Raw genomic sequence first — 22,837 nt, forward strand, 5'->3', positions numbered from 1 at the left:
CGTCGGAGGCCGACCTCCAGGCGAAATCAGAGAACCGCAATGTCATCACTCGAAGCCGGCCCCGACACGGCCGCTGCGCCCGCGCGCCCGCATGCCCACGAGCGCGGCAACGTCCTGCGCCTTGCCGTCGCGCAGGCGCTCGCCGGCGCGAACGCGGTGGTCATCTACGCGACGGGCGCCATCGTCGGCAACACACTGGCGCCCGACCCGGCTTTGGCGACGCTGCCGATCTCCATCTTCGTCGTGGGGATGGCGCTGTGCACGCTGCCGGCCGGCGCCATCGCCCGGCGCCACGGCCGCCGCGCCGCCTTTATGGCGGGAACGGGATGCGGTGTGCTCGTCGGCCTGCTGTCCGCCCTCGGCGTCGCGCTGGGCTCCTTCTGGCTGTTCTGCGCAGCGATGATCTTCGGTGGGGCCTACGCTGCCGTGGTGCTCTCCTTCCGCTTCGCCGCCGCCGATTGCGCCCCGCCGGAGCGCCGGCCACGCGCCATGTCCGCCGTGATGGCGGGCGGGGTGTTCGCCGGGGTCATCGGTCCGCAGCTCGTCATCCACACGATGACCCTGTGGCCACCGCACCTGTTCGCGGCCACCTATCTGGCGCAGGCCGCCGTGGCTGCCGTGTCCGCCCTCGTCCTGGTTGGGGTCCAGCTTCCGATGTCGAGCGCAGCGGAGGTCGCTGGCGGCCGTCCGCTCGGCGCCGTCGCGCGGCAGCCCTGCTTCATCACTGCCGTTATCTGCGGGCTGGTGTCTTATCTGCTGATGAACTTCCTTATGACGGCCGCCCCCCTGGCGATGCGGCTGTGCGGCCTGCCGCAGGAGACCGCGAATCTCGGCCTGCAGTGGCACGTGATCGCAATGTACGCCCCCAGCTTCTTCACCGGGCGGCTGATCACCCGCTTCGGCGCTCCCCGCATGGCGACCGCCGGGTTGGCGCTGATCGCCGCCGCCTCCGCGGTCGGGTTGGCCGGGATGGATGTGGCGCATTTCTGGGTCAGCCTTATCCTGCTGGGCGTCGGCTGGAACTTCGGTTTCCTGGGTGCGTCGGCCCTCGTGCTGGAGTGCCACCGCCCCGAGGAGAAGACGCGGGTCCAGTCGCTCAACGACTTCATCGTGTTCGGGACGATGGCTGTCGGCTCCTTCGCCTCCGGCGGCCTGCTGACGGCATACGGTTGGAACACCGTCCTCTGGGTGTCGTTCCTTCCCCTCGCGGTGGCGTTGGCCGCTCTCGCCGCCACAGCGGTCCTTCGCCCCGCACGCCAAGTTGGCTGAAGCTGGCGCCCTACCGACGCGGGCCTCAGCGTATCGCTCCGGTGAGCGCCGCGGAGATTGTGCTATAGGGGATGCAAGATCCCGTCGGTTTCCAGGATTTTCAGGGCTTCGGCCAGCGACACGTCACGATAGAGGCAGTGCCACGTTCCGGTATGGCGGAACCATTGGATGTCGAAGCGGTCGCGGCCCCTCCAGTCGAGGCGGGTGGATGGGCTGTCGAACTCTTCGCCGAGGTTCTCGGGAAAGCCGGATCGATAGCGTTGCAGGAAGCGATAGCGGTTCCCGCGCCATTTGCCCGAGATGTCGATCGGATAGTTGAACGCGGTCGGGCGGATGATCGGCAGGAAGCGGGGCTTCAGCACCTCGTCGATGAAGTTCTGGCAGGCCGCGATGATGGCGGCCTTTTCGGCTTCTGATGGTCCGGCGGAGCGACGCGGGGACGTCATGCGGCAGCCTCCTTCATCTCCGCCGCCCGCGGCCAGTTCCAGGGGAGCAATTCGTGGAGCCGGGTCTGTGGGATGTCGGCGATGCGGGCGAGGACGTTGGCGAGCCATGCCTGGGGATCGACGTCGTTCATCTTGGCCGTGGCAATCAAGCCGTAGAGGATCGCCGCCCGCTGCCCGGAATGGTCTGTCGCAGAGGTCGTGCCCAGTCCCGGACCGTGGTCCGCTGACCGTTGAAGCCGAGGGCCTTGATCTCCCGCCAGGGTCGGGCGGCGTTGTGGCACCCTTCGTCCCAGCGCCGACGCAGATGGCCGAGGACCGGATCGACCTGGCTGCCCTTGGCCGGTTGGCGCCAGGGAGGTGGCTGCCCGGACCGCAGCCATACCCGCACCGTCTTGCGGTCGAGGCCGAGCGTCTGGCCGATGCGGGTTTGCGACCAGCCGCGAGCGTCCAGCGCGACGACCTCCTCGAAACGGGGTTGGCGGGCGGCTTGGATGCCGGCGCTCCGCTGTTCACGACGGGTCGGTGGTTTGCCACCTTCATCGGGCTGCGGTGCGGGCGCCTCTTGTCCGGTTTCGTCGACGGGAGCGATGGCCAGCTTGGCCGCCGCCCGCAGATCCCGATGATGACCAGTGAGAATCTCACGCAGCCAATCAGGGCGCAGCGCAGAGTTGCATGACGACGTCCAGCAGCACATCCGCTCCGGCAGCCAGATCCTGCGGTTCGGTATGTTCGCGGGGGTTGTGGCTGATCCCCTGATGGCTCGGCACGAAGATCATCGCCGAGGGCGCGATGCGGGCGATCATCTGCGCATCGTGGCCAGCCCCCGAGGTCATCCGCCGCGAGGGCAGGCCCCGTCGGCTCGCGGCCTCCTCGATCCGTTCGACCAGAGCCTCGTCGAAGAGGACCGGCTCGAAGCGCGCCAGCCGTTCGACCGAGATCCGCACCTGCTCCTCGACGGACAGCTCGTCGAGGAAGCGGGCGAGCGCGGCTTCCGCGTCCCGCAGCCGGCTCTCGTCGGGATCGCGCAAGTCGACGGTGAAGGTCGCACGCGACGGGATCACGTTGATGACGTCGGGCTCCAGACGCAGGCAGCCGACCGTCGCCACGGATTGCGCGTGTGAGCGGGTCACATGGTCGCGTAGGAAGGTCATGACGCGGGCGGCCGCCTGTCCGGCGTCCCGGCGCATCGACATCGGTGTGGTGCCCGCGTGGTTGGCCGTGCCTTTGATCGTCACGCGCTGCCAGGAGATGCCCTGCAGGGTCTCCACCGCGCCGATTGGAAGACCCACCTGCTCCAGGATGGGGCCCTGTTCGATGTGCAGTTCCACATAGGCGTGAGGCTTGAGGAACCCGGGCTCCCGGTCGCCGGCATAGCCGATGCGCGCCAACTCCTCGCCGAGAACGCTGCCATCGGTGCCGACGGTCGCCAGAGCCTCCTCGACGCCCAGGCCGCCAGCATAGACGAGCGACCCCATCATGTCGGGTGCGTAGCGGGCCCCTTCCTCGTTGGTGAAGGCGACGACGACGATCGGCCGCCGCGGCACGAATCCTGCGGCTTGAAGCGTCTCGATCACCGCAAGCCCGGCCAGGACGCCATAGGTGCCGTCATAGATGCCGGCGTTGACGACCGTGTCGATGTGGGAGCCGACCATGACGGGACGGGGATCGGCCGCCCCCGCCCAGATGCCGAAGACGTTGCCGATCCGGTCGACGGCGATCTCCAGCCCGGCCTCCTTCATCCAGCCGACCAGCCGGTCGCGTCCCGCCTTGTCGGCGTCGGTCGCGGCCACCCGGGCAAGGCGGCCCTGTTCGTCGTGGCCGATCCGGCCCAACTCCTGAAGGCGACCAAGCAGCCGTCCGGCATCGATCGACAGCGTGTTCACAGACCGTGTGTTCACCGGTGGTCTCCTTCGCTTGCGGGCAGGGTGTGCGGCAACGGTCCGTCGGCTGGGTCGAGGCCGACCAACTGGCGGTAGCGCCCCGGATCGGTCGGCCCCTCGGTGTTGATCGCCAGCACGCGGGACCGGTGATCGAGGCCGAGTGTCTCGCGGGCACCGGCGTCCCGGGCGACGGCCAGGAGCCCGGCCAATCCGACCCCGCCGCTCTCGCCGGCGACGATCGCCGGGTCGTTCCCGTTTGGACGCGCGAGGCGGTTCATGATCCCGACCGCGTCCTCCTCGTCCACCGTCATGAAGGCATCGGCGGCCCTGGACAGGATACGCCATGCGACCAGCGACGGCTCGTAGCATTCGAGCATCGCCATGACCGTCGGTTCGCCATGGTCGATGCGCAGCGGCCGGCCCGCCTTCGCACTGTCGAACAGGCAGGCAGCCCGGGCCGGCTCGACAACGACGACGGCCGGGCGCTCCTCGCCGAACAGGACGGCCAGATGTCCGGCGACCGCCGCGGCGAAGCCTCCGACGCCGGCCTGCAGGAACACATGGGTGGGCGGCGCGGGCATGCTGCGCAGGGCCTCGCGGATCAGCGCGGTGTAACCCTGCATGACGAGGCCGGGAATGCGCTCATAGCCCGGCCAGGAGGTGTCCGATACGGTGATCCAGCCCGTCTCCGCACAGACGCGCGAAGCTTCCGCCACGCTGTCGTCGTAGGTGCCCCGAACCCGAACGATCTCGGCGCCGTACCGGGCGATCGCCGCCACCCGTCCATCGCTGACACCGGAATGGGCGAAGATCACTGCGCGGGCGCCGACGAGCTGGGCGCCCTGGGCGACTGAACGGCCGTGGTTGCCGTCGGTGGCACAGGCGACGGTCATCCCGCCGGCAACCGCCCGCACCTCGGGCGCGTGCAGGTCGCCGATGTCCACCGGCCGGCCGAGACGGCGGGTGGCCTGTTCGAGCACGAGGCGGATGACCGCGTAGGAGCCGCCCAGCGCCTTGAAGCTGCCAAGGCCCAGGCGCTGCCCTTCATCCTTGATGTGGATCGAGCCGACGCGCAGCTCGTCCGCGAGCGCCGGAAGCCCGTGCAAAGGGGTCGGCGCATGGTTCGGGCGATGCGCCAGGAAGCGCTCGACCTCATCGGCCGCAGGGGCGCCGAGCAGAGCGGCGTGGGCAGGAATTAGGGGCTTGCGGTGAGCAGGGTGGCGGTTGAGGAGGAGCATGGCCGTTTGTCATGGCTGAGGTGCTGCAAAGTTATTGCATTGCCAGCGAGACAGGCGCGCTAACTGGAGGCGGGAAATGCAAGTTTGTATCGTTTGAGGGAGGGTTTCATGGGGCGCCGCACAGGATCGCCGGCGGCCGGACTGGACGGGTTCGATCTTGCCATCCTGTCCATCCTGGAGCGCGACAACACCACGCCGCAGCGCACGATCGGCGAGGCGGTCAACCTGTCGGCGGCCGCCGTCCAACGCCGAATCCGGCGTATGGAGGAGGATGGGGTGATCCAAGCCAATGTGGCCATTGTCGACCCGGCCTGCGTCGGGCGCCCGCTCACGGTTCTGGTGGCGGTCGACGTGGAAAGCGAGCGGGTCGACCTGCTTGACGCCGCGAAGGCCAGCTTCGTCGCGGCACCGGAGGTGCAGCAATGCTACTACGTCGCCGGCGACACGGATTTCCTCCTCGTGCTGACGGTCGGCAGCATGGGTGAGTACGAGGCCGTCACCCGCCGGCTGTTCTTCGGGAACCCGAACGTGAAGAGGTTCCGCACCTTCGTCGCGATGGACCGCGTCAAGGTGGGGCTCTCGGTCTTGGTCTCCACCTGATGCCGACCCCAAGCTCAGGTCCCGGCCACCACCCGGCGCGGCTTTCCTGATCAAGCCGCGTCGGCGACGCCGCCGCCCAGGCAGGATGGCCGTTCTCAGGACACCAGGGAGAGGCTGGTCAGAACCAGGAGGCGCGTGCCGCCTCGGCCAAAGCGAGAAGCGTGTCCGGTGGCAGTTCGGCGCAGAGCGCGTAGAGGTGCTGCCCCTGGCGCCAGTACACCACCGACACGCCGTTCAAAACCACCGCCACCGGAGCGGTCACCGCGAAGCGGTCGTCGTCTGCGGCGAAGAGCGTCACCCGCTCAAACCCCTCGGTTGCGTACACCACCTACACGGCACCTCCTCCGTCCCCGGGCAGAAGGCGCAAAACCAGCGGGATCAGACGATCGGGAAAGCTGGGAATCGGCAGCGTCCCGGCGATGGCACGCGCGATGGCTTTGGCCAGACCGGAGACGCTTTCCGGGGCCATCCCGAGATCGACCGATCCGGTGGTGAGCGCGGCGCGGTGGGCTTCGACCGCTTCGCTGCCGAAGAGCGGGGCCGGGTGCACGGCCGGGAAGGGGGCCATCAGAAGCTCCCCAACGCTCGTAAGCAGCTGCAGAGCCCCGCCTTGCCAGCGATGAGCGAGGCACGGTAGCCGGTTGGTGCGGAGCGGTGGACGGCGGTGTCGGGGTGCTGGAGCAGTGCCGCACTCCAGCCACAGCCGACCGGCCGCGATCGGCATATATTCCTGTTCCTATTTTATAGACGACCGGTCTAAATTCGCCGCCATGACCATAGCCGATCCTCCTCCCACGCACCGCCGCCGAGGGCGCCCTCCAAAACAGGATGGGTCTTACCAAGGCACGAAAGAACGACTTATCAACACCGGGGTCGCCATACTTACGGAAAAAGGGTTTTCCGCAGTGGGCATTGATGAAATTCTCACTGCTGCCGGTGTACCAAAGGGATCTTTTTATTATTATTTTGCAAGCAAGGAGGAGTTCGGCGGCGCCCTCATTGCGGCCTATGCAAGCTATTTTGCCAGAAAGATTGATCATTGGTTCATGGACGAGACACGCCTTCCGCTGCAGCGTCTCCTTGATTTTATCGAGGACGCCAAGGCGGGCATGGCGCGGCATGGGTTTCGCCGAGGATGCCTCGTGGGCAACCTTGGCCAGGAGATGGGTACGCTTCCGGAACCCTTCCGCGAGAAGCTGCATCACGTCTTCCTGGATTGGCAAGAGCGCACAGCCCGCTGTCTTCAGGCGGCGAAGGAGGCTGGGCAACTAGCGGCTCATGAGGATTGCGACCATCTCGCCGCCTTCTTCTGGATCGGGTGGGAAGGCGCCGTGTTGCGGGCGAGGCTGGAGCGGAGCCCGGCACCGCTCGACGCGTTCGCCCGTGGGTTCTTCGCCGCGTTGCGGCCTTGAAAATCAAACAAAACCAACTCTCTGGAGAATTCGATGTTTCAGGCCATCTTGATCGAGAAGGACGGTGGAGACGTCCGTAGCAGCTTGTCTGACGTGGACGACCAGCGCCTGCCGCCAGGCGACGTGACCGTCCGCGTTGCGTACTCGACGCTGAACTACAAGGATGCCCTGGCCATCACGGGGAAGGCCCCGGTCGTCCGCAGCTTTCCGATGATCCCAGGCATCGACTTTGCCGGCGTTGTCGAACATTCGGACCACCCCGCCTACAAAACCGGAGACAAGGTCGTTCTCAACGGCTGGGGGGTCGGTGAGCAGCACTGGGGCGGCCTTGCGCAACAGGCACGGGTCAACGGCGACTGGCTCGTCCCGCTGCAAAGCCCGTTCACGTTGCGCCAGGCGATGGCGATTGGAACGGCCGGCTATACGGCCATGCTCTGCGTGATGGCGCTTGAGTGGCATGACGTCACGCCGGACAAGGGGGAAGTCCTCGTCACGGGTGCGGCCGGCGGGGTTGGCAGCGTCGCCGTGGCGTTGCTGTCAAAGCTCGGTTACGATGTCGTGGCCGTGACCGGCCGCCCGGAAGAAGCGGTCTACCTCAGGGCGCTGGGGGCGAAGGACGTGCTCGATCGCGCGCAATTCACGGAGCCCGGCAAACCGCTGGCCAAGGAGCGTTGGGCCGGCGCCGTGGATGTCGTGGGCGGCCAGGTCCTCGCGAATGTCTGCGCGGCCATGAAGTATCGCGGCACGGTGGCCGCCTGCGGACTCGCTGGCGGAATGTCGCTGCCCACGACCGTGGCGCCATTCATTTTGCGCGGTGTAACCCTGGCCGGGGTTGACAGCGTCATGTGCCCCAAGGAGTTGCGCATCGAGGCTTGGCGACGGCTGTCCGAGGACCTTGATTTGGACAAGCTGGACGCGCTGACGGAGGAGGTCGGCTTGCCCGATGTTATCTCCGCGGCGGCTCGTCTGCTCGACGGCCAAATTCGTGGCCGAATCATCGTCCCGATTGGGACGGAGATGGCGTAAAGCATTTCCAGGCGTCTTCCGCTCCTCCATATCGCCCGCTCTCGAACAGGCTGGTATCTGCCTGAATATTACCGGCGCGAAGCAGCTTTAGGACTCTCAAGTCAAATCGCCCACGCAGCGCGTCGCTCCGCGTGACAAGGACCTCGTCATCGTTTCAATCCGCCGGCCGTTGCCGCGCCTCAGTTGGAGAGATGTCCCATGACCAGCTCAGCCCAAATGCCGATCAGCCGCTTCCCCGTTCCCGCCCTGTCGGAGATGCCGGCGGACATCCGCGATCGGCTGCTCGCCGTTCAAGAGAAGTCCGGCTTCATACCCAACGTCTTCCTCGTTCTTGCTCACAGACCCGAGGAATTCCGCGCCTTCTTCGCCTACCATGATGCCCTGATGGATAAGCCGGGCAATCTGAGCAAGGCCGAGCGTGAGATGATCGTTGTCGCGACCAGCAACGCGAACCAGTGCCAGTATTGTGTTGTCGCCCACGGCGCCATCCTGCGTATCCGGGCGAAGAACCCCCTGATCGCCGATCAGGTCGCCATCAACTACCGCAAGGCCGACATCACGGAGCGCCAAAAGGCGATGCTGGATTTCGCTATGAGAGTTGCCTTCGAAGCCTACGCAATCGGAGACGACGATATTGCCACCTTGGCCGGCCATGGCTTTGACCAAGAGGATGTGTGGGATATCGCCGCAATTGCCGCATTCTTTGGAATGTCGAATCGCTTGGCGAATGTCACGAGCATGCGACCGAACGACGAATTCTACACGCTGGGCCGCTGAAGGCCCCCACGACGACCCTGTATCGCGGGCTGAGGCCAACAGGAGCGGCCCCGAAACTGAGGCTTCCGCTTCCGTTTTGTTGCGCCTCACGCCCCTCCCTCAGCGAAATCGCGAGGGCAGGTTTGCCTTGGCTTCAGTTAGGCACCGTCAACTTGGCGGCCGACGGGTTGCCGGTAGCCGGCGTACATCGGATCGGAGCGCGTTGCCATGGCGCTCCATAACCCGCTTCGCCCGCCGCTGGCAACCCGTCGGCCGCCAAGTTGACGGTGCCCCGTGGCGGCGTGCCACCGCGGCGACGGCGCCACGTCCAGCGTGGGCTTCGCCCACCAAGCGGATCTTCTCCTCGGGCGAATAGGTCCGCCGCCCGCCGGCGCCAGTGATGACCTCGATACGCTGGACTGCCACAGTGCAAACCACGCTGCTTGCCACGATGCCAAGCCGGCCACACCCTCCGGCGTCGCCGACGCCCAGCTTTCAGCACGCGGCCCACTGCTCCCGCAAGGCAGCCCACAGACAACGCTTACGTTGGGCTGGCAGCGGGCGGTCCACTATGGCCGCCGCTCCTTGGGCGAGGTGGCCATGATGCGCTACAAGCAACTGATCGGGCGCAACCTCCGTGCTCGGACTTTGCCTGCCCAGAAGGTCGAGGCCACTGTCGGCTGCAAGGTCATGAACATCATGACCCGCTTGGGCATGCCGACCACCCGCAAGGTCGCCTGATCACCGCCGCCAGCCGGCCGACTCCGCCTTGACGTTGATTTGTGCGCCAAAGTCGCTTTCGTCGAAATCGCCTTTGCCTCAATCCTCGCACGGCGCCTGACGCGCCTGACGCGCCCCGCAGTTACTGCGTGACGTCTACAAACATGCTCTAAAGTGCTTCTATTTTTCTGGCGTCGATCATCTGGAAATATTCGGAAGGCGCGATGCCAAGCGCCCGCCGGAACATGGCACTGAAGGCACTGGGACTCTCATAGCCCAAGTCGATGGCCACTGTCGAGATCGCCATACCTTCAGCCAGCATGCGGATGCCACACAGCAATCTCGCCTGCTGGCGCCATTTCGAGAATGTCATGCCCGTTTCCAGAGGGAACATCCGCTCCAGCGTGCGTTGGCTGGCGCCCGTCTGTTTGCCGAATTCCGACAAGGTGGTGGTGCAACTGGGCTCCTCCAGAATGGCTTGGCAAATCCTCAACAGCCTCCGATCGCCGGGCAGGGGCAGATCAAGCGGCAGGACCGGCGCCGGACGGATCTCGTCCAGAATCAGACTCATGATCCTGTCCTCCCGTCCACCGTCCGGATAGTCGTTGTCGAACCTGACGGCTGCAACGATCAATTCCCGCAAGAGCGGGCTGACTGCCACGACGCAGCAGCCTTTCGGCAAATTCCCGCACGCGCTGGGATCAACATAGACCGTTCGCATCTCAACGCGCCCGGACGTCTTCATCTCGTGTTCGACGCCGCCGGGCACCCAGACGGCCCGGAGTGAAGGAACTACCCAGGATCCCGCCACGGTCGTCACGGTGATGACGCCGCTGCAGCCGAAGATCAGTTGAGAACGGTGATGGCTGTGCATGGGAATCACAAACTGATCGGGGAGATCCCTGGCCATGGCTGCAACCGCACGGGGGGTGTTCTGGTAATCGTTCCGGTCTTCGCTTTTGCCGAACATAACCCCTCCTGCCGCAAGAGTTGGCGTGTTTAAGGCATAAATTGGCGAGAGCGCGAGGGCGAATGTCGCGCAACGAATGTACTGTATCGTTATAGATTAAACATCAAACTTTGGGAAGAGCCCAATGAACATCTACCGCAGCTTCACGCAAGACCAGCTAGACTTGGAATACAATGTTCGCGCCGGAATTCCTGACCATCTCGACATTTTCGATCGTTGGAAGAATGATAGCGAGAAGTTCCGTCAATCTGCAAATCTCCACGAGAATCTCCGATATGGCGCCGATGCGGCCCAATCCATCGACCTGTTCTGTTCGGCTGGGGAAAACGCTCCAATCGTGGTGTTCATCCACGGCGGCTACTGGCAATCGCTCGACAAGTCGGACTTCAGCTACATCGCGAAGTCCTACATCGAAGACGGTTTCAATTTCGCTGCGGTCAATTACCGGCTGGCTCCGTCGGTGAGTATGGCCAACATCGTCTCCGACGTGCAGAACGCCTTGCTCTGGCTTTATCGGAACGCTCAAACCTACCGCTGCGATCCCGGCCGGATTTACGTCACCGGAAGCTCGGCCGGCGGGCATCTGACGGCGATGATGATGTCGACCGACTGGCGGAGTCTGTCCGCGCCATCCGACCTTGTGAAGGGCGGCTGCGCCCTGAGCGGCCTTTACGACTTGGAGCCGATCCGGCTGTGCTATCTCAACGAAAAGGTTCGTCTGGATCAGAACAGCGCGCGGGAGTTCAGCCCGATCCTCCGCGTTCCGGCCGCGGCGGCGCCGCTGCTGATTTCCGTCGGAGGTGGTGAATCCAGCGAATTCCATCGCCAGCAGGCCGTCTATGTCCAGGCATGGCGGGAAGCCGGCCTCACCGTCCAGGAGATCGAGCAGACGGACGGCCATCATTTCGACATGTGCGATCGGCTGGGCAATCGCCGTGAGCCGCTGTACCAGGCGGTCGTCGGACTGATCCGCTCGCACGGCGCGGCCTGAGGTCGCCCCTCCTCATCTCCGGCCAATGGCCGGGAGATAGCACGCGCTCCGGGCTTTCCCCACCCGGAGCGCGGGTTCGTCCGTCAGCTGGCGAACGGGTCGTTCATCAGGACGGTGTCGTCGCGTTCCGGGCTGGTGGAGAGCAGGGCGACCGGGGCCTGGATCAGTTCCTCCACGCGGCGGACATATTTGACCGCCTGCGCCGGCAGCTCCGCCCAGGAGCGGGCGCCGCGGGTGCTGTCCTTCCAGCCCTCGAAGGTCTCGTAAATCGGCTCGACGCGGGCCTGGGCGCCGGCGTTGGCCGGGAAATAGTCCAGTTCCTGCCCGTCCAGGCGGTAGCCGACGCACACCTTGATCTCGTCGAAGCCGTCCAGAATGTCCAGCTTCGTCATCGCGATGCCGTCGATGCCGCCGGTCTTCACGGCCTGGCGGACCATGACGGCGTCGAACCAGCCGCAGCGGCGCTTGCGCCCCGTGTTCACCCCGAACTCTCTGCCGCGCTGGCCGAGCAGTTCGCCCACGTCATCAGTCAACTCGGTCGGGAACGGGCCGGAGCCGACGCGCGTCGTGTAGGCCTTGCAGATGCCCAGCACGTACCCCACGGCGCGCGGGCCCATGCCGCTGCCGGCGGCGGCGTTGCCGGCCACCGTGTTGGAGGAGGTGACGTACGGATACGTGCCATGGTCGATGTCGAGCATCTGGCCCTGCGCGCCTTCGAACAGAATGCGCTTGCCGGCACGGCGCAGCTCGTCCAGCGTCTTCCAGACCACCGACGCGTACGGCAGCACCTGCGGCGTGATCTCGCGCAGCGGGTCGAGCAGGTCGGCCGGCTTCATCTCCTGGGCGCCCAGGCCGCGGAGCAGCAGGTTGTGGTGGGCGAGCAGCGCGTCGACCTTCTCCTCCAGCACGGCCTCGTCGCCGAGATCGCAGAGGCGGATGGCCCGGCGGGCCACCTTGTCCTCATAGGCCGGGCCGATGCCGCGGCCGGTGGTGCCGATCTTGCCGGGGCCGCGGGCCTCCTCGCGCGCTTTGTCCAGGGCGCTGTGCACGGGCAGGATCAGCGGCACGTTCTCCGCGACCAACAGCGTCTCGGGCGACACCTCGACGCCCTGGCTCTTGATCGCCGTGACTTCGCGGATGAAGGCCCAGGGGTCGAAGACGACGCCGTTGCCGATGACCGATAGCTTGTTCGGCCGAACCACGCCCGAGGGCAGCAGGTTGAGCTTGTACGTCACGCCGTTGATCACCAGCGTGTGGCCGGCGTTGTGGCCGCCCTGGAAGCGCACCACCACATCGGCCCGGTTGGACAGCCAGTCGACGATCTTGCCCTTGCCCTCGTCGCCCCACTGGGCGCCGACCACCACGACGTTGGCCATGGGATTCTCCGTTATGATGTCAAACCGTGTCTGAAAAGCCCCCGGCCGTGGTCTCGGGCCACGACGGGGGGAGCGGCGGCGTTCCTCGCCCATTCGGCACAAGCGGAACGTTAAGCCTTGAATCGGTTGGGGTCGAAGGCGCCCGGCGGCAGCGATGACAGGGCTGCCGGCGGTGGAAACGGGTACCGCAGATAGGGAGCCTGCGGTTGGCCGGGAGGCGAATACTGGCCATCGGCGAGGATGCGCTTCTTCGCGGACATCTGCATGACGTTGCAGCGGAACGTCATGATCTGTGCCGGCGCGAAATCATCGATCGGCGTGTAGTCGCGTTCCGGGCGGTATTTCTCCAGAACCTCATATTGCTGGCGCCGCACGGCTTCAAGATCCTCCGACAGATCGACGCAGCATCGCGCGAGCACGCTGTAATATTCGAAGCTGGTGTTCTGTCCTTTCGGTGCCTTCAGCAGGGCGACCAGATGATCGATTTCGATGGTCACGTGCGGGTTGCGGCGGATCAGCCCGGCCATTCGCCCGAAACGGGAACAGTGAAGAAGGAAAACCCCGTCGATGAACCGATAGCTCTGGGCCAGAACATAAGGGAAAGGATCGTCATGGATCGCGATGCGGCAGACGACTTGGTCGGCGAGAAATCTCGAAATGGCTTCCCAGTCGTTCCACGCAAGGTCGGAACGCCTCATGCCATTGTCAAAATAGCCGGGTAGGGAGGTGGCGTTGTTCATTCTGCTTCGTCCCGATCAGCGGATGGCGAAGACGGCCTCAACCTCGACGGGGGCATCGAAGGGAAGGCTCATGATACCGATGGCGATGCGGGCGTGCTCCCCTCGCTCGCCGAAGGCCGTGGTCATGACCTGTGAGGCCGCGTTGATGATGGCCGGTGCGTCGGCAAAGCCTTCGTCAGCGGCGACGAAACCACCCAGCCGGACGCAGCGCTCGACGCGGGCGAAATCGCCCTGGCAGGCGTGCTTCAACCAAGCCAGGACGTTGAGGGCGCACAGTTCAGCGGCTTCCCGAGCCTGATCGACGGAGACGGCGCCCGGTACGCGGCCCACCCAGACGGGCTTGCCGTCCCTGACCGGCAATTGGCCGGACACATGAACGATCCCGCCATGCACGACATAAGGTTTGAAGGCCGCTGCAGGCATTTGGAGATCCGGCACGTTCTGAAGAAAATCGCGGTTCAAAACCATGTGAAACCCACCTTGCAACAATGAGGAAGGGATGTCGGAGACGCGCGACTATGGCAGTCTCGCCGTGCCGCCGCGCGCGCAAGGGCGCCATGTTTGCGCGTTCTCCCGCCAATCGCGGCGAAGGCCCTCGACAGCCACGGGGTCCGCGTCAGCTGGGGCGGCCATTTTGGCACTCTTGCGACAGAGGTTGGCGCCTGCTCGCGGGCAGGATCGACAGAAGGCGGATAGTCTCCTGTGCGAACAATTATGGGAGGCCACAATGAAAATCCACGCGAGCGATCGGCTGGAAAGGCTGCCGCTTTGTGGTTATCACCGGTTCCTTCTTCTGATCATTGGCCTGGCGTTCTTCTTCGATAATCTCGATCTGGCCATGATGACGTACCTTTTGGGATCGATAAAAACGGAATTCGGACTGACGACAGCCGAAGCCGGCATGTTGGGAAGCGCCAGCTTTGTCGGAATGGCGATCGGCGCGGTGTGCTCGGGACTGTTCGCGGACCGGTTCGGGCGGAAACCGCTCTTTCAAATCAGCATGATCGTGTGGGGTGTGGGCAGCTATCTGTGCTCCACGGCGACGGATCCTCTGATGCTTGGGGTGTACCGATTCATCCTTGGGATCGGCATGGGGATGGAATTGCCGCTGGCACAGACGTTGCTCTCCGAATTCATTCCGACGAAGAAGCGCGGCAAGTATTTGGCGCTCATGGACGGAAACTGGCCCATCGCGTTTATTTGCGCCGGATTGCTTTCCTACATGGTGTTGCCGAGCTATGGCTGGCGCACGATGTTCGAAATCGGCGCGGTTCCGGCGCTCTTCCTATTCGTCGTCCGGCGTTTCGTGCCGGAGTCCCCCGCTGGCTGGAATCGCAGGGACGGGCCGACCAAGCGTCGGCCATCGTGGATCGCATCGAAGAGAACGTGAAGAAGAGGCTGAAGCTCACCCAACTGCCTCCGGTGCTCGCCAGAACAGTGGGGAGTGAACCGGCATCGATCGGCCTGCGTGACCTGTGGACCGGCGTCTACCGCCCCCGCATCCTGACGGCATGCGCATTGTGGTTCTTTGCGCTTCTCGGCTTCTACGGGCTCAGCACCTGGCTCGGCGCCCTTCTTCAGCAAACCGGCCTCGACGTGACGAAGTCGGTTCTCTACACGGTCTACATCTCCACCGGCGGTATCCCCGGTTTCCTGTGGGCGGCCTGGGCCGTTGAGCGCTGGGGGCGCAAGCCGACCTGCATCATCACGCTGATCGGCGGAGCCCTCGCCGTCATGGCGTATGGCTACGTCGCCATGGCCAGCTTGAGCGTTCCGGCTCTCTTCGCATCCGGCTTCTTGATGCAGTTCTTTCTGTTCGGTATGTGGGCCGTCCTCTACACTTACACGCCGGAACTCTTCCCAACGGGAGCGCGTGCGTCCGGTTGCGGCTTGTCCTCCACGGCCGGCCGTCTGGGTTCCCTCATCGGCCCAACCACCGTCGGCATCATCCTGCCCGTCGCCGGCCAGACTGGAGTGTTCGGGTTGGGCGCTGCCTGCTTCGTGATGGCCGCCCTGGTCGTCTACAAATTCGGCATCGAAACCCGCGGCAGGTCGCTGGAAGAGATCGCGACCCAAACGGATGACATGACGACCGAGCCGGCCCTCGCTGGTTCCCGGCAGCAGTCTACCTGACAGCCGGCCCCGGCCGCTCCCGGCCGGAGTTGGAAAAGGCAACAGGGTTGGCGGGAGAGCGTACGAACCTGGCGCTCTCCCGCGCGCGGCCACAAGGCGGACCTGTCACAGTTTGGCGCGATGGCCGGCGGCGTATTGCATCAGCTCCACGTTAAAGATCCCAAATACCCAGATCGACCTGGAAAGATCTCAAGATCTTCAATGTGGAAAATCAACCCCATGGACGAGTTTTCAACATGACGAGAATGATGGCGATTGAAGCGGCGGTGCATGTCCTGGAAAAGGAAGGCGTGTCCGTCTGCTTTGGCGTCCCCGGAGCGGCCATCAATCCGTTCTACGCGGCGCTGCAACGCAACAGCCGCATCGGCCATGTGCTGGCCCGCCATGTCGAGGGCGCTTCCCACATGGCCGAGGGCTACACCCGGGCCACCGCGGGCAACATCGGCGTGTGCGTCGGCACCTCCGGCCCCGCCGGCACCGACATGATCACCGGTCTCTACTCGGCCTCCGCCGACTCCATTCCGATCCTGTGCATCACCGGCCAGGCGCCGCGCGCCCGCCTGCACAAGGAGGACTTCCAGGCCGTGGACATCCCGTCCATCGCCAAGCCGGTCGCCAAGTGGGCGGTCACCGTGCTGGAGCCGGGGCAGGTCCCCTACGCCTTCCAGCAGGCCTTCCACCTGATGCGCTCCGGCCGGCCCGGCCCGGTGCTGCTCGATCTGCCGATCGACGTGCAGATGGCCGAGATCGAGTTCGATCCCGACGCCTACGAGCCGCTGCCCACCTACAAGCCGGCGGCGACCCGCGCCCAGGTGGAGAAGGCGCTGGCCATGCTGAACGCGGCGGAGCGTCCGCTGCTGGTGGCCGGCGGCGGCATCATCAACGCCGACGCCAGCGACCGTCTGGTGGAGTTCGCCGAGGTCGCCGGCCTGCCGGTCATCCCGACCCTGATGGCCTGGGGCGCCATTCCGGACGATCACCCGCTGATGGCCGGCATGGTCGGCCTGCAGACCGCCCACCGCTACGGCAACGCCGCCATGCTGGCGTCCGACTTCGTGCTGGGCATCGGCAACCGCTGGGCCAACCGCCACACCGGATCGGTCGACGTCTACACCAAGGGCCGCAAGTTCGTGCATGTGGACATCGAGCCGACCCAGATCGGCCGTGTCTTCGCGCCCGACCTCGGCATCGTGTCCGACGCCGGCGCGGCGCTGGCCCTGTTCGTCGAGGTCGCCAAGGAGTGGAAGGCGGCCGGCAAGCTGAAGGACCGGTCGGAGTGGGTGGCCACCTGCCAAGCCCGCAAGCGCTCCATGCTGCGCAAGTCGGACTTCGACAACGTTCCGATCAAGCCGCAGCGCGTCTACCAGGAGATGAACACCGCCTTCGGGCAGGACGTCTGCTACGTCTCGACCATCGGCCTGTCGCAGATCGCCGGCGCGCAGTTCCTGCACGTCTACAAGCCGCGGCACTGGATCAACTGCGGCCAGGCCGGCCCGCTGGGCTGGACGCTGCCGGCAGCGCTGGGCGTCTGCGTGGCCGATCCGAAGCGCAAGATTGTCGCACTGTCCGGCGACTATGACTTCCAGTTCCTGATCGAGGAGCTGGCGGTGGGCGCGCAGTTCAAGCTGCCCTACATCCACGTCCTGGTGAACAACAGCTATCTCGGGCTGATCCGGCAGGCGCAGCGCGCCTTCCAGATGGACTTCCAAGTCCAACTCTCCTTCGAGAACATCAACGCCCCGGAAATCGGCGTCTACGGCGTGGACCACGTCGCGGTGGCCGAAGGGCTGGGCTGCAAGGCCATCCGCGTCACTGACCCGGACCGCATCCAGGAGGCTTTCACTCAGGCGCAGAAATGGATGGGCGAGTTCCAGGTCCCGGTGGTCGTCGAGATCATCCTGGAGCGCGTCACCAACATCGCCATGGGCACGGAGATCAACACCATCACCGAGTTCGAGGAAACCCTCGATCTCCCTACGGAAGAAACCGCGACCGTTCTGGTCTAACCGGCTGGAAGTCGAATGTCCGCCACTTGTCCGCGAGAAGACGAACCATGCCCAGATTTGCCGCCAATCTGACGATGCTCTATGGCGAACATGCGTTTCTCGACCGATTTGCTGCCGCCGCACGGGATGGCTTCAGCGGCGTGGAGTACCTGTTCCCTTACGCCTACCCCACGGAGGAACTGGCCGAGCGCCTGCGCCGATACGGACTGACGCAAGTCCTCCACAACCTGCCGGCCGGCGATTGGGAGGCCGGTGAGCGCGGCATCGCCGTGCTGCCGGACCGCGTCGGTGAATTTCAGGATGGCGTCGGACGGGCGATCGACTATGCGACCGCACTCGGCTGTGCCCAGGTCAACTGCCTCGTCGGCACGACTCCTGCGGACATCCCCGCTGATGTCGTCGAGCGCACACTGCTGGACAATCTTTCCTTCGCGGCCCGTGCCCTGAAGGCGGCAGGACTCCGCCTGCTCATCGAGCCGGTCAACACCCGCGACATCCCAGGCTTCCATCTTCGCACCACCGCCCAGGCGGAGCGCGTGATGGACGCTGCCGGGTCCGACAACCTCTACTTGCAGTACGATGTCTACCACATGCAGATCATGGAAGGTGACCTCGTCCCGACGATCCAGCGCCTGCTGCCGAAGATCGCGCATGTGCAGATTGCCGACAACCCCGGCCGCAACGAGCCGGGCACCGGAGAGATCAATTATCCCTTCGTCTTCGATGCAATCGATCGCCTCGGCTACGAGGGATGGATCGGCTGCGAATACAAGCCGACCGCCGGCACCAGCGCCGGCCTGTCCTGGCGCCCCGCGCCGGACCGGACGGGTCAATAAACAGCGGACAATTTGACAGGAGGAAAACAACATGAAAGTCGGATTCATTGGTCTCGGTATCATGGGCGCCCCGATGGTTGGGCACCTGCTCGACGCCGGCCACACCCTGCACGTCTACGACATCAATCCGGTTCCGGAAGACCTGGCCGGCAAGGGCGCGACCGCCTGCGGCTCCAGCCGCGAGGTCGCGGAGAAGGCTGACATCGTCTTCACGATGGTCCCCGACACCCCGCACGTCGAAGCCGCCCTGTTCGGCGCCAACGGCGTCGCGGAAGGGCTGATGCCGGGCAAGATCGTGGTGGACATGTCGTCCATCTCCCCGATCGAGACCAAGTCCTTCGCCAAGCGGATCAACGACCTGGGCTGCGACTATCTCGACGCGCCGGTGTCGGGCGGCGAGGTTGGCGCAAAGGCCGCCTCGCTGACCATCATGGTCGGCGGGCCGGACAAGGCCTTCGAGACGGTGAAGCCGCTGTTCGAGAAGATGGGCAAGAACATCACGCTGGTCGGCGGCAACGGCGACGGCCAGACCACCAAGGTCGCCAACCAGATCATCGTCGCGCTGTCCATCGAGGCGGTGGCCGAGGCCCTGCTGTTTGCCTCCAAGGCCGGCGCCGACCCGGCAAAGGTGCAGCAGGCACTGATGGGCGGCTTCGCCTCCTCCCGCGTGCTGGAGGTGCACGGCGAGCGCATGGTGAAGCGCACCTTCGATCCGGGTTTTCGCATCGAACTGCACCAGAAGGACCTGAACCTCGCACTGAGCGGCGCCCGCGCGCTCGGCCTATCGCTGCCGAACACGGCGACGTGCCAGGAGTTGTTCAACGCCTGCGCCGCCAACGGCGGCAGGGCCTGGGACCATTCCGGCATTGTCCGCGCCCTGGAACTGCTCGCCGGCCACGAGGTCGGCCAGAACCACCGCGCGGCTTTCTAATCACGGTGGTCTGCATGGGGGCGGCAAACCCTCGGGGACCCGCCGGCGTCGCCCGTGTGCGGAGGGCCGATAAGGCGCCGGCCAACATTCCCCTAGCCAACATTCCCAATGAACGGTCACTTTGAGAATGCAGCCAAAAGAGCTTTTGCAGGCGATGTTCCGGGCCGCGGTCGCGGCGGCATCGCCCGATCAATGCGTTCCGCCACATCTGCCCGATCCGCCCAGGGGGCGCACCGTCGTGGTCGGTGCGGGAAAGGCGGCCGCCGCGATGGCGCGGGCGGTGGAAGGCCATTGGTCAGGCCCCTTGTCCGGCTTGGTAATCACCCGCTATGGCCACGGAGTGCCGACCCGTGTCATCGAGACGGTTGAGGCTGGCCATCCCGTGCCCGATGCGGCCGGCGAGGCGGCAGCCCGCCGCATCCTGGCGCTTGCCGGTGAGTTGGGGCCTGACGATCTCCTGCTTTGCCTGATCTCCGGCGGGGGCTCCGCCCTGCTTGCCCTTCCGGCGCCGGGAATTTCCATCGCCGACAAGCAGGCCGTGGGTAAGGCGCTGCTGCGGTCCGGCGCATCGATCGGGGAGATGAACTGCGTACGCAAACAGTTGTCGGCCATCAAGGGCGGCCGCTTGGCTGCCGCCACGCGTGCGCAGGTCGTAGCCCTGGTGATTTCCGACGTGCCGGGGGACGATCCCGCGGTGATCGCTTCCGGCCCCACGGTGCCCGATTGGACCACCGCCACCGACGCGCTGGCGATCCTGCGGAAATACGCCATCGAACCGCCACCGGCGGTGGTTCGACACCTGTCGGCGGTCCGCGTCGGCGGCGAAGCGTCGAGCGAGATGCGCGGGGATGTGAGAACCATCATGATTGCCACGCCGCAGATGGCGCTGGAGCGTGCCTCTGGGGTGGCTTGGGGCGCCGGCTATAAGTCGCTGATCCTGGGCAACGCCATCGAAGGCGAGGCGAGCCAGACCGCGCTGGTCCATGCCGGAATCGCCCGCCAAGTGGTCGAGCACGGTCAGCCAGCGTCAGGGCCCTGTGTGCTGCTGTCCGGTGGCGAGACCACCGTGACCGTGCGGGGCCGAGGCCGTGGCGGACGCAATGCCGAATTCCTGCTTGCGCTCGCCGTTGCGCTCGACGGCATGCCGGGTGCGCACGCGCTGGCCGCCGACACTGACGGTATCGACGGCACGGAGGACAATGCGGGCGCACTGCTCGCCCCCGACACTCTGAAGCGCGCGGCCGCGCTGGGCATCGATGCCAAGGCGCGTCTGGCGGACAACGACGGGTATGGATTCTTTCAGGCGCTTGGCGACCTTGTCGTGACGGGTCCGACGCTGACCAACGTGAATGATTTCCGAGCCATTCTGATCGACGGCCGTGCGCCGCCGTCCAAAGGGAAGGGGTGAGCGATGCGCCGTCAGCGAAGCACCAAGATCGTGGCCACCCTCGGCCCCGCGAGTTCGACACCCGAGACCATTCGTGCGATCCATGATGCGGGTGTCGATGTCTTTCGGCTCAATTTTAGCCATGGCAGCCATGACGATCATGCGCTCCGCCACACCATCATCCGTGCCCTGGAACGGGAGGTGAAGCGCCCGATCGGCATCCTTCTCGACCTTCAGGGGCCGAAGCTGCGCATTGGCCGTTTCGCCAAAGAGCGGGTGCGGCTGGAGGCGGGGCAGCGTTTCCGGCTCGACACCGCCAATGTACCCGGCGATGCCTCGCGCGTGACGCTTCCGCACAGGGAAGTCTACGACGTGCTGGCGCCCGGCGTTGACATCCTTCTGGACGACGGCAAGATGCGGTTGCAGGTCGAGCGGTGTGGTGGCGATTTTGCCGAGACGGTCGCGGTCACCTCCGGCGTCCTGTCGGACCGGAAGGGGGTGAACCTGCCCGGCGTCATCCTGCCGTTGTCGGCCCTGTCCGATAAGGACAGAGGCGATCTGGAATTCGGCCTTCGCCTGGGCGTCGACTGGATTGCCCTGTCTTTCGTGCAGCGCCCAGAGGATGTGGCCGAGGCGCGGGACCTGATTGCCGGGCGGGCCGGGATCGTCGCCAAGATCGAAAAGCCGGCGGCGATGGCGGCGCTGGGCGCGATCATCGAGATGTCGGATGCCGTGATGGTGGCGCGCGGCGATCTGGGCGTGGAGATGCCACCGGAGGACGTTCCCAGCGCCCAGAAGCGCATCGTCGCCCAATGCCGAACGCTCGGCCGTCCGGTGATCGTTGCGACGCAGATGCTGGAATCCATGACGGCCGCGCCAGCGCCGACGCGGGCGGAAGCCTCCGATGTGGCAACCGCCGTCTATGACGGCGCCGACGCCGTGATGCTCTCAGCGGAATCCGCTTCCGGCGCTTATCCGGTGGAGGCCGTGGCGATGATGGACCGCATCGTCCGCCGTGTGGAACAGGACCCGCTGCACCGCCGGATCACCGGCGCCGCCCGGCCCGAACCCGAGGCGACGACCGCCGACGCTATCACGACCGCCGCGCGGCAAGTTGCCGCCACGGTTGGGGCTGTGGCGATCGCGGCCTACACCACGTCGGGGTCGACGGCGTTGCGCGCCGCCCGCCAGCGGCCAGGCGTTCCGGTGCTGGGCCTGACGCCTGCCCTCTCCACTGCACGCCGCCTGTCGCTGGCCTGGGGGGTCCATGCGGTGCACACCGCTGACGTGGGCGATTTTTCGGAAATGGTTCGCCGGGCCTGTTGGACTGCGGTGCACGAAGAACTGGCCGGTCCAGGCCAGCGTCTGGTCATCACCGCCGGTGTGCCTTTTGGCACGCCGGGCGCCACGAATGTTCTTCGGGTGGCAAGCGTCAAAGCCAGCCATGGCCTGTCCGACGAGGCATCCGCTGAGCTGGTCCCCGTTTCCCGGACAGTCGGATAAGCTTGATTTGCCCATGATGAAGGACGGACCCGATGACGGGGAAACGGAAGCGGTATTCGGCGGAGCTCAAGGCAAAGGTGGCGCTGGAGGCGATCCGGGGCGAGCTTACGGTGTCGCAGTTGGTCGCCAAGCACGGCGTCCATCAGAGGTTCCGTCAGGTGTCGCGCCACGTTGCCGGGAGCTTGGCCATTCCCCAGATCTCCCCTCTCAGCGAGGAGGAGACGAATGCGTTGCCCACACTGCCAGTCGGCAAGCACGACCGAGCGTTCGGATCGGACGGCGCACGGGTATCGCCGCTTCCGCTGCCGGGAGTGCCGGCGCGGGTTCAATGAACGCACCGGCTCGGTGCTGAACCGCCTGCAGCTGCCCTCCGACGTGGTGTTCCTGATCGTGCTGTGGCGGCTGCGCCTGAAGCTGAGCTTGCGCAATCTCGCCGAGATCCTGCTGTTGCGCGGACTGGTCTCCTTGCAGACATGAGCGCCATCGCGGCCATCCAGCAGCATTTCTGCGATACCCCCTCGAGCGGGTTCGTGGCTGGCCGCTGACGCTGGTCACGGTGCCCCCTCGGGCAAGGGCTCTCGCTCGCCCGCCTATGGACGTGCGACGGAACCAGCTAC

At 65.5% G+C, this 22,837-nt stretch carries 21 protein-coding genes and 5 pseudogenes; 15 read left to right on the forward strand and 11 right to left on the reverse strand.

The window, feature by feature from the left end:
- Positions 1–39 precede the first annotated feature (39 nt).
- Positions 40–1,269: an MFS transporter gene (locus ACWPN7_RS33740; protein WP_200475179.1), complete on the forward strand. Its 1,230-nt coding sequence runs from the start codon at positions 40–42 to the stop codon at positions 1,267–1,269.
- Between the two features lie 62 nt (positions 1,270–1,331).
- Here the strand turns inward: ACWPN7_RS33740 and ACWPN7_RS33745 are convergent, their stop codons facing one another.
- The 5 genes and pseudogenes from ACWPN7_RS33745 to ACWPN7_RS33765 form a co-directional block, all read right to left on the reverse strand.
- A complete protein-coding gene (locus tag ACWPN7_RS33745; RefSeq protein WP_200475180.1) occupies positions 1,332–1,715 on the reverse strand; it encodes a DUF3024 domain-containing protein in 384 nt (127 codons plus the stop codon).
- A pseudogene (locus tag ACWPN7_RS33750) lies at positions 1,712–1,900 on the reverse strand (transposase domain-containing protein); the annotation flags it as partial. The gene ACWPN7_RS33745 and the pseudogene ACWPN7_RS33750, both read right to left, overlap by 4 nt.
- Positions 1,864–2,367, reverse strand: a pseudogene (locus ACWPN7_RS33755) (ISL3-like element ISAzs13 family transposase); the annotation flags it as partial. The pseudogenes ACWPN7_RS33755 and ACWPN7_RS33750, both read right to left, overlap by 37 nt.
- Positions 2,366–3,613, reverse strand: coding sequence for a Zn-dependent hydrolase (locus ACWPN7_RS33760; RefSeq protein ID WP_307832581.1), 1,248 nt, complete (start codon positions 3,611–3,613; stop codon positions 2,366–2,368). The pseudogene ACWPN7_RS33755 and the gene ACWPN7_RS33760, both read right to left, overlap by 2 nt.
- The gene (locus tag ACWPN7_RS33765; RefSeq protein ID WP_137106425.1) at positions 3,610–4,833 is read right to left on the reverse strand and encodes a diaminopropionate ammonia-lyase; all 1,224 of its coding nucleotides are present in this window, start codon (positions 4,831–4,833) and stop codon (positions 3,610–3,612) included. The genes ACWPN7_RS33760 and ACWPN7_RS33765 overlap by 4 nt, the downstream gene beginning before the upstream one ends.
- 108 nt (positions 4,834–4,941) lie before the next feature.
- Between ACWPN7_RS33765 and ACWPN7_RS33770 the strand changes: the two genes are divergently transcribed.
- Positions 4,942–5,433, forward strand: coding sequence for an Lrp/AsnC family transcriptional regulator (locus tag ACWPN7_RS33770; protein WP_137106424.1), 492 nt, complete (start codon positions 4,942–4,944; stop codon positions 5,431–5,433).
- 118 nt (positions 5,434–5,551) lie between these two features.
- On the opposite strand, the gene ACWPN7_RS33775 is transcribed toward ACWPN7_RS33770, so the two are convergent.
- Positions 5,552–5,761, reverse strand: coding sequence for a hypothetical protein (locus ACWPN7_RS33775; protein ID WP_137106423.1), 210 nt, complete (start codon positions 5,759–5,761; stop codon positions 5,552–5,554).
- A complete protein-coding gene (locus tag ACWPN7_RS33780) occupies positions 5,762–6,001 on the reverse strand; it encodes a hypothetical protein (protein WP_200475181.1) in 240 nt (79 codons plus the stop codon).
- 202 nt (positions 6,002–6,203) lie between these two features.
- Between ACWPN7_RS33780 and acuR the strand changes: the two genes are divergently transcribed.
- The 4 genes and pseudogenes from acuR to ACWPN7_RS33800 all read left to right on the forward strand — a co-directional run.
- Positions 6,204–6,845: an acrylate utilization transcriptional regulator AcuR gene (acuR, locus tag ACWPN7_RS33785; protein WP_137106421.1), complete on the forward strand. Its 642-nt coding sequence runs from the start codon at positions 6,204–6,206 to the stop codon at positions 6,843–6,845.
- A 33-nt stretch (positions 6,846–6,878) separates the two neighbouring features.
- Entirely contained in the window at positions 6,879–7,871 is a 993-nt protein-coding gene (acuI, locus tag ACWPN7_RS33790) for an acrylyl-CoA reductase (NADPH) (RefSeq protein WP_200475182.1), read from the forward strand.
- A gap of 198 nt (positions 7,872–8,069) precedes the next feature.
- Complete coding sequence (locus ACWPN7_RS33795; protein WP_200475183.1) at positions 8,070–8,648, forward strand: peroxidase-related enzyme; 579 nt, start codon at positions 8,070–8,072, stop codon at positions 8,646–8,648.
- A 525-nt stretch (positions 8,649–9,173) separates the two neighbouring features.
- Positions 9,174–9,368, forward strand: a pseudogene (locus ACWPN7_RS33800) (IS5/IS1182 family transposase); the annotation flags it as partial.
- 148 nt (positions 9,369–9,516) lie between these two features.
- Here ACWPN7_RS33800 and ACWPN7_RS33805 read toward each other — a convergent pair.
- Positions 9,517–10,317 (reverse strand): AraC family transcriptional regulator, encoded by an 801-nt coding sequence (locus tag ACWPN7_RS33805; protein WP_137106418.1) that lies wholly within the window; start codon positions 10,315–10,317, stop codon positions 9,517–9,519.
- 124 nt (positions 10,318–10,441) lie between these two features.
- Between ACWPN7_RS33805 and ACWPN7_RS33810 the strand changes: the two genes are divergently transcribed.
- Entirely contained in the window at positions 10,442–11,308 is an 867-nt protein-coding gene (locus tag ACWPN7_RS33810) for an alpha/beta hydrolase (RefSeq protein WP_200475185.1), read from the forward strand.
- Between the two features lie 83 nt (positions 11,309–11,391).
- Here the strand turns inward: ACWPN7_RS33810 and ACWPN7_RS33815 are convergent, their stop codons facing one another.
- From ACWPN7_RS33815 to ACWPN7_RS33825, 3 genes are all read right to left on the reverse strand, one after another.
- Positions 11,392–12,684, reverse strand: a complete 1,293-nt coding sequence (locus ACWPN7_RS33815) for an adenylosuccinate synthase (protein WP_200475186.1) — start codon at positions 12,682–12,684, stop codon at positions 11,392–11,394.
- Positions 12,685–12,794: 110 nt separating this feature from the next.
- Complete coding sequence (locus ACWPN7_RS33820) at positions 12,795–13,424, reverse strand: pyridoxamine 5'-phosphate oxidase family protein (protein ID WP_200475187.1); 630 nt, start codon at positions 13,422–13,424, stop codon at positions 12,795–12,797.
- Between the two features lie 15 nt (positions 13,425–13,439).
- Positions 13,440–13,892, reverse strand: coding sequence for a RidA family protein (locus ACWPN7_RS33825; protein WP_137106415.1), 453 nt, complete (start codon positions 13,890–13,892; stop codon positions 13,440–13,442).
- Between the two features lie 246 nt (positions 13,893–14,138).
- On the opposite strand from ACWPN7_RS33825, the pseudogene ACWPN7_RS33830 reads away from it, so the two are divergent.
- The 8 genes and pseudogenes from ACWPN7_RS33830 to ACWPN7_RS33865 all read left to right on the forward strand — a co-directional run.
- Positions 14,139–15,554: pseudogene (locus tag ACWPN7_RS33830) on the forward strand (MFS transporter); the annotation flags it as partial.
- Between the two features lie 239 nt (positions 15,555–15,793).
- Positions 15,794–17,563: a glyoxylate carboligase gene (gene gcl / locus ACWPN7_RS33835; RefSeq protein WP_492273739.1), complete on the forward strand. Its 1,770-nt coding sequence runs from the start codon at positions 15,794–15,796 to the stop codon at positions 17,561–17,563.
- A 47-nt stretch (positions 17,564–17,610) separates the two neighbouring features.
- Complete coding sequence (gene hyi, locus ACWPN7_RS33840; RefSeq protein WP_200475191.1) at positions 17,611–18,399, forward strand: hydroxypyruvate isomerase; 789 nt, start codon at positions 17,611–17,613, stop codon at positions 18,397–18,399.
- A gap of 31 nt (positions 18,400–18,430) precedes the next feature.
- Entirely contained in the window at positions 18,431–19,330 is a 900-nt protein-coding gene (glxR, locus tag ACWPN7_RS33845) for a 2-hydroxy-3-oxopropionate reductase (RefSeq protein WP_200475192.1), read from the forward strand.
- Positions 19,331–19,457: 127 nt separating this feature from the next.
- On the forward strand, positions 19,458–20,738 hold the full coding sequence (locus ACWPN7_RS33850; protein ID WP_206692315.1) for a glycerate kinase type-2 family protein: 1,281 nt from the start codon (positions 19,458–19,460) through the stop codon (positions 20,736–20,738).
- Between the two features lie 3 nt (positions 20,739–20,741).
- Positions 20,742–22,220, forward strand: a complete 1,479-nt coding sequence (pyk, locus tag ACWPN7_RS33855) for a pyruvate kinase (protein ID WP_200475194.1) — start codon at positions 20,742–20,744, stop codon at positions 22,218–22,220.
- Positions 22,221–22,252: 32 nt separating this feature from the next.
- Positions 22,253–22,366, forward strand: a pseudogene (locus ACWPN7_RS33860) (transposase); the annotation flags it as partial.
- Between the two features lie 79 nt (positions 22,367–22,445).
- The gene (locus ACWPN7_RS33865; RefSeq protein WP_349621327.1) at positions 22,446–22,697 is read left to right on the forward strand and encodes an IS1/IS1595 family N-terminal zinc-binding domain-containing protein; all 252 of its coding nucleotides are present in this window, start codon (positions 22,446–22,448) and stop codon (positions 22,695–22,697) included.
- Positions 22,698–22,837 lie beyond the last annotated feature (140 nt).

The sequence above is a fragment of the Azospirillum sp. UENF 312511 genome, from assembly GCF_058780635.1.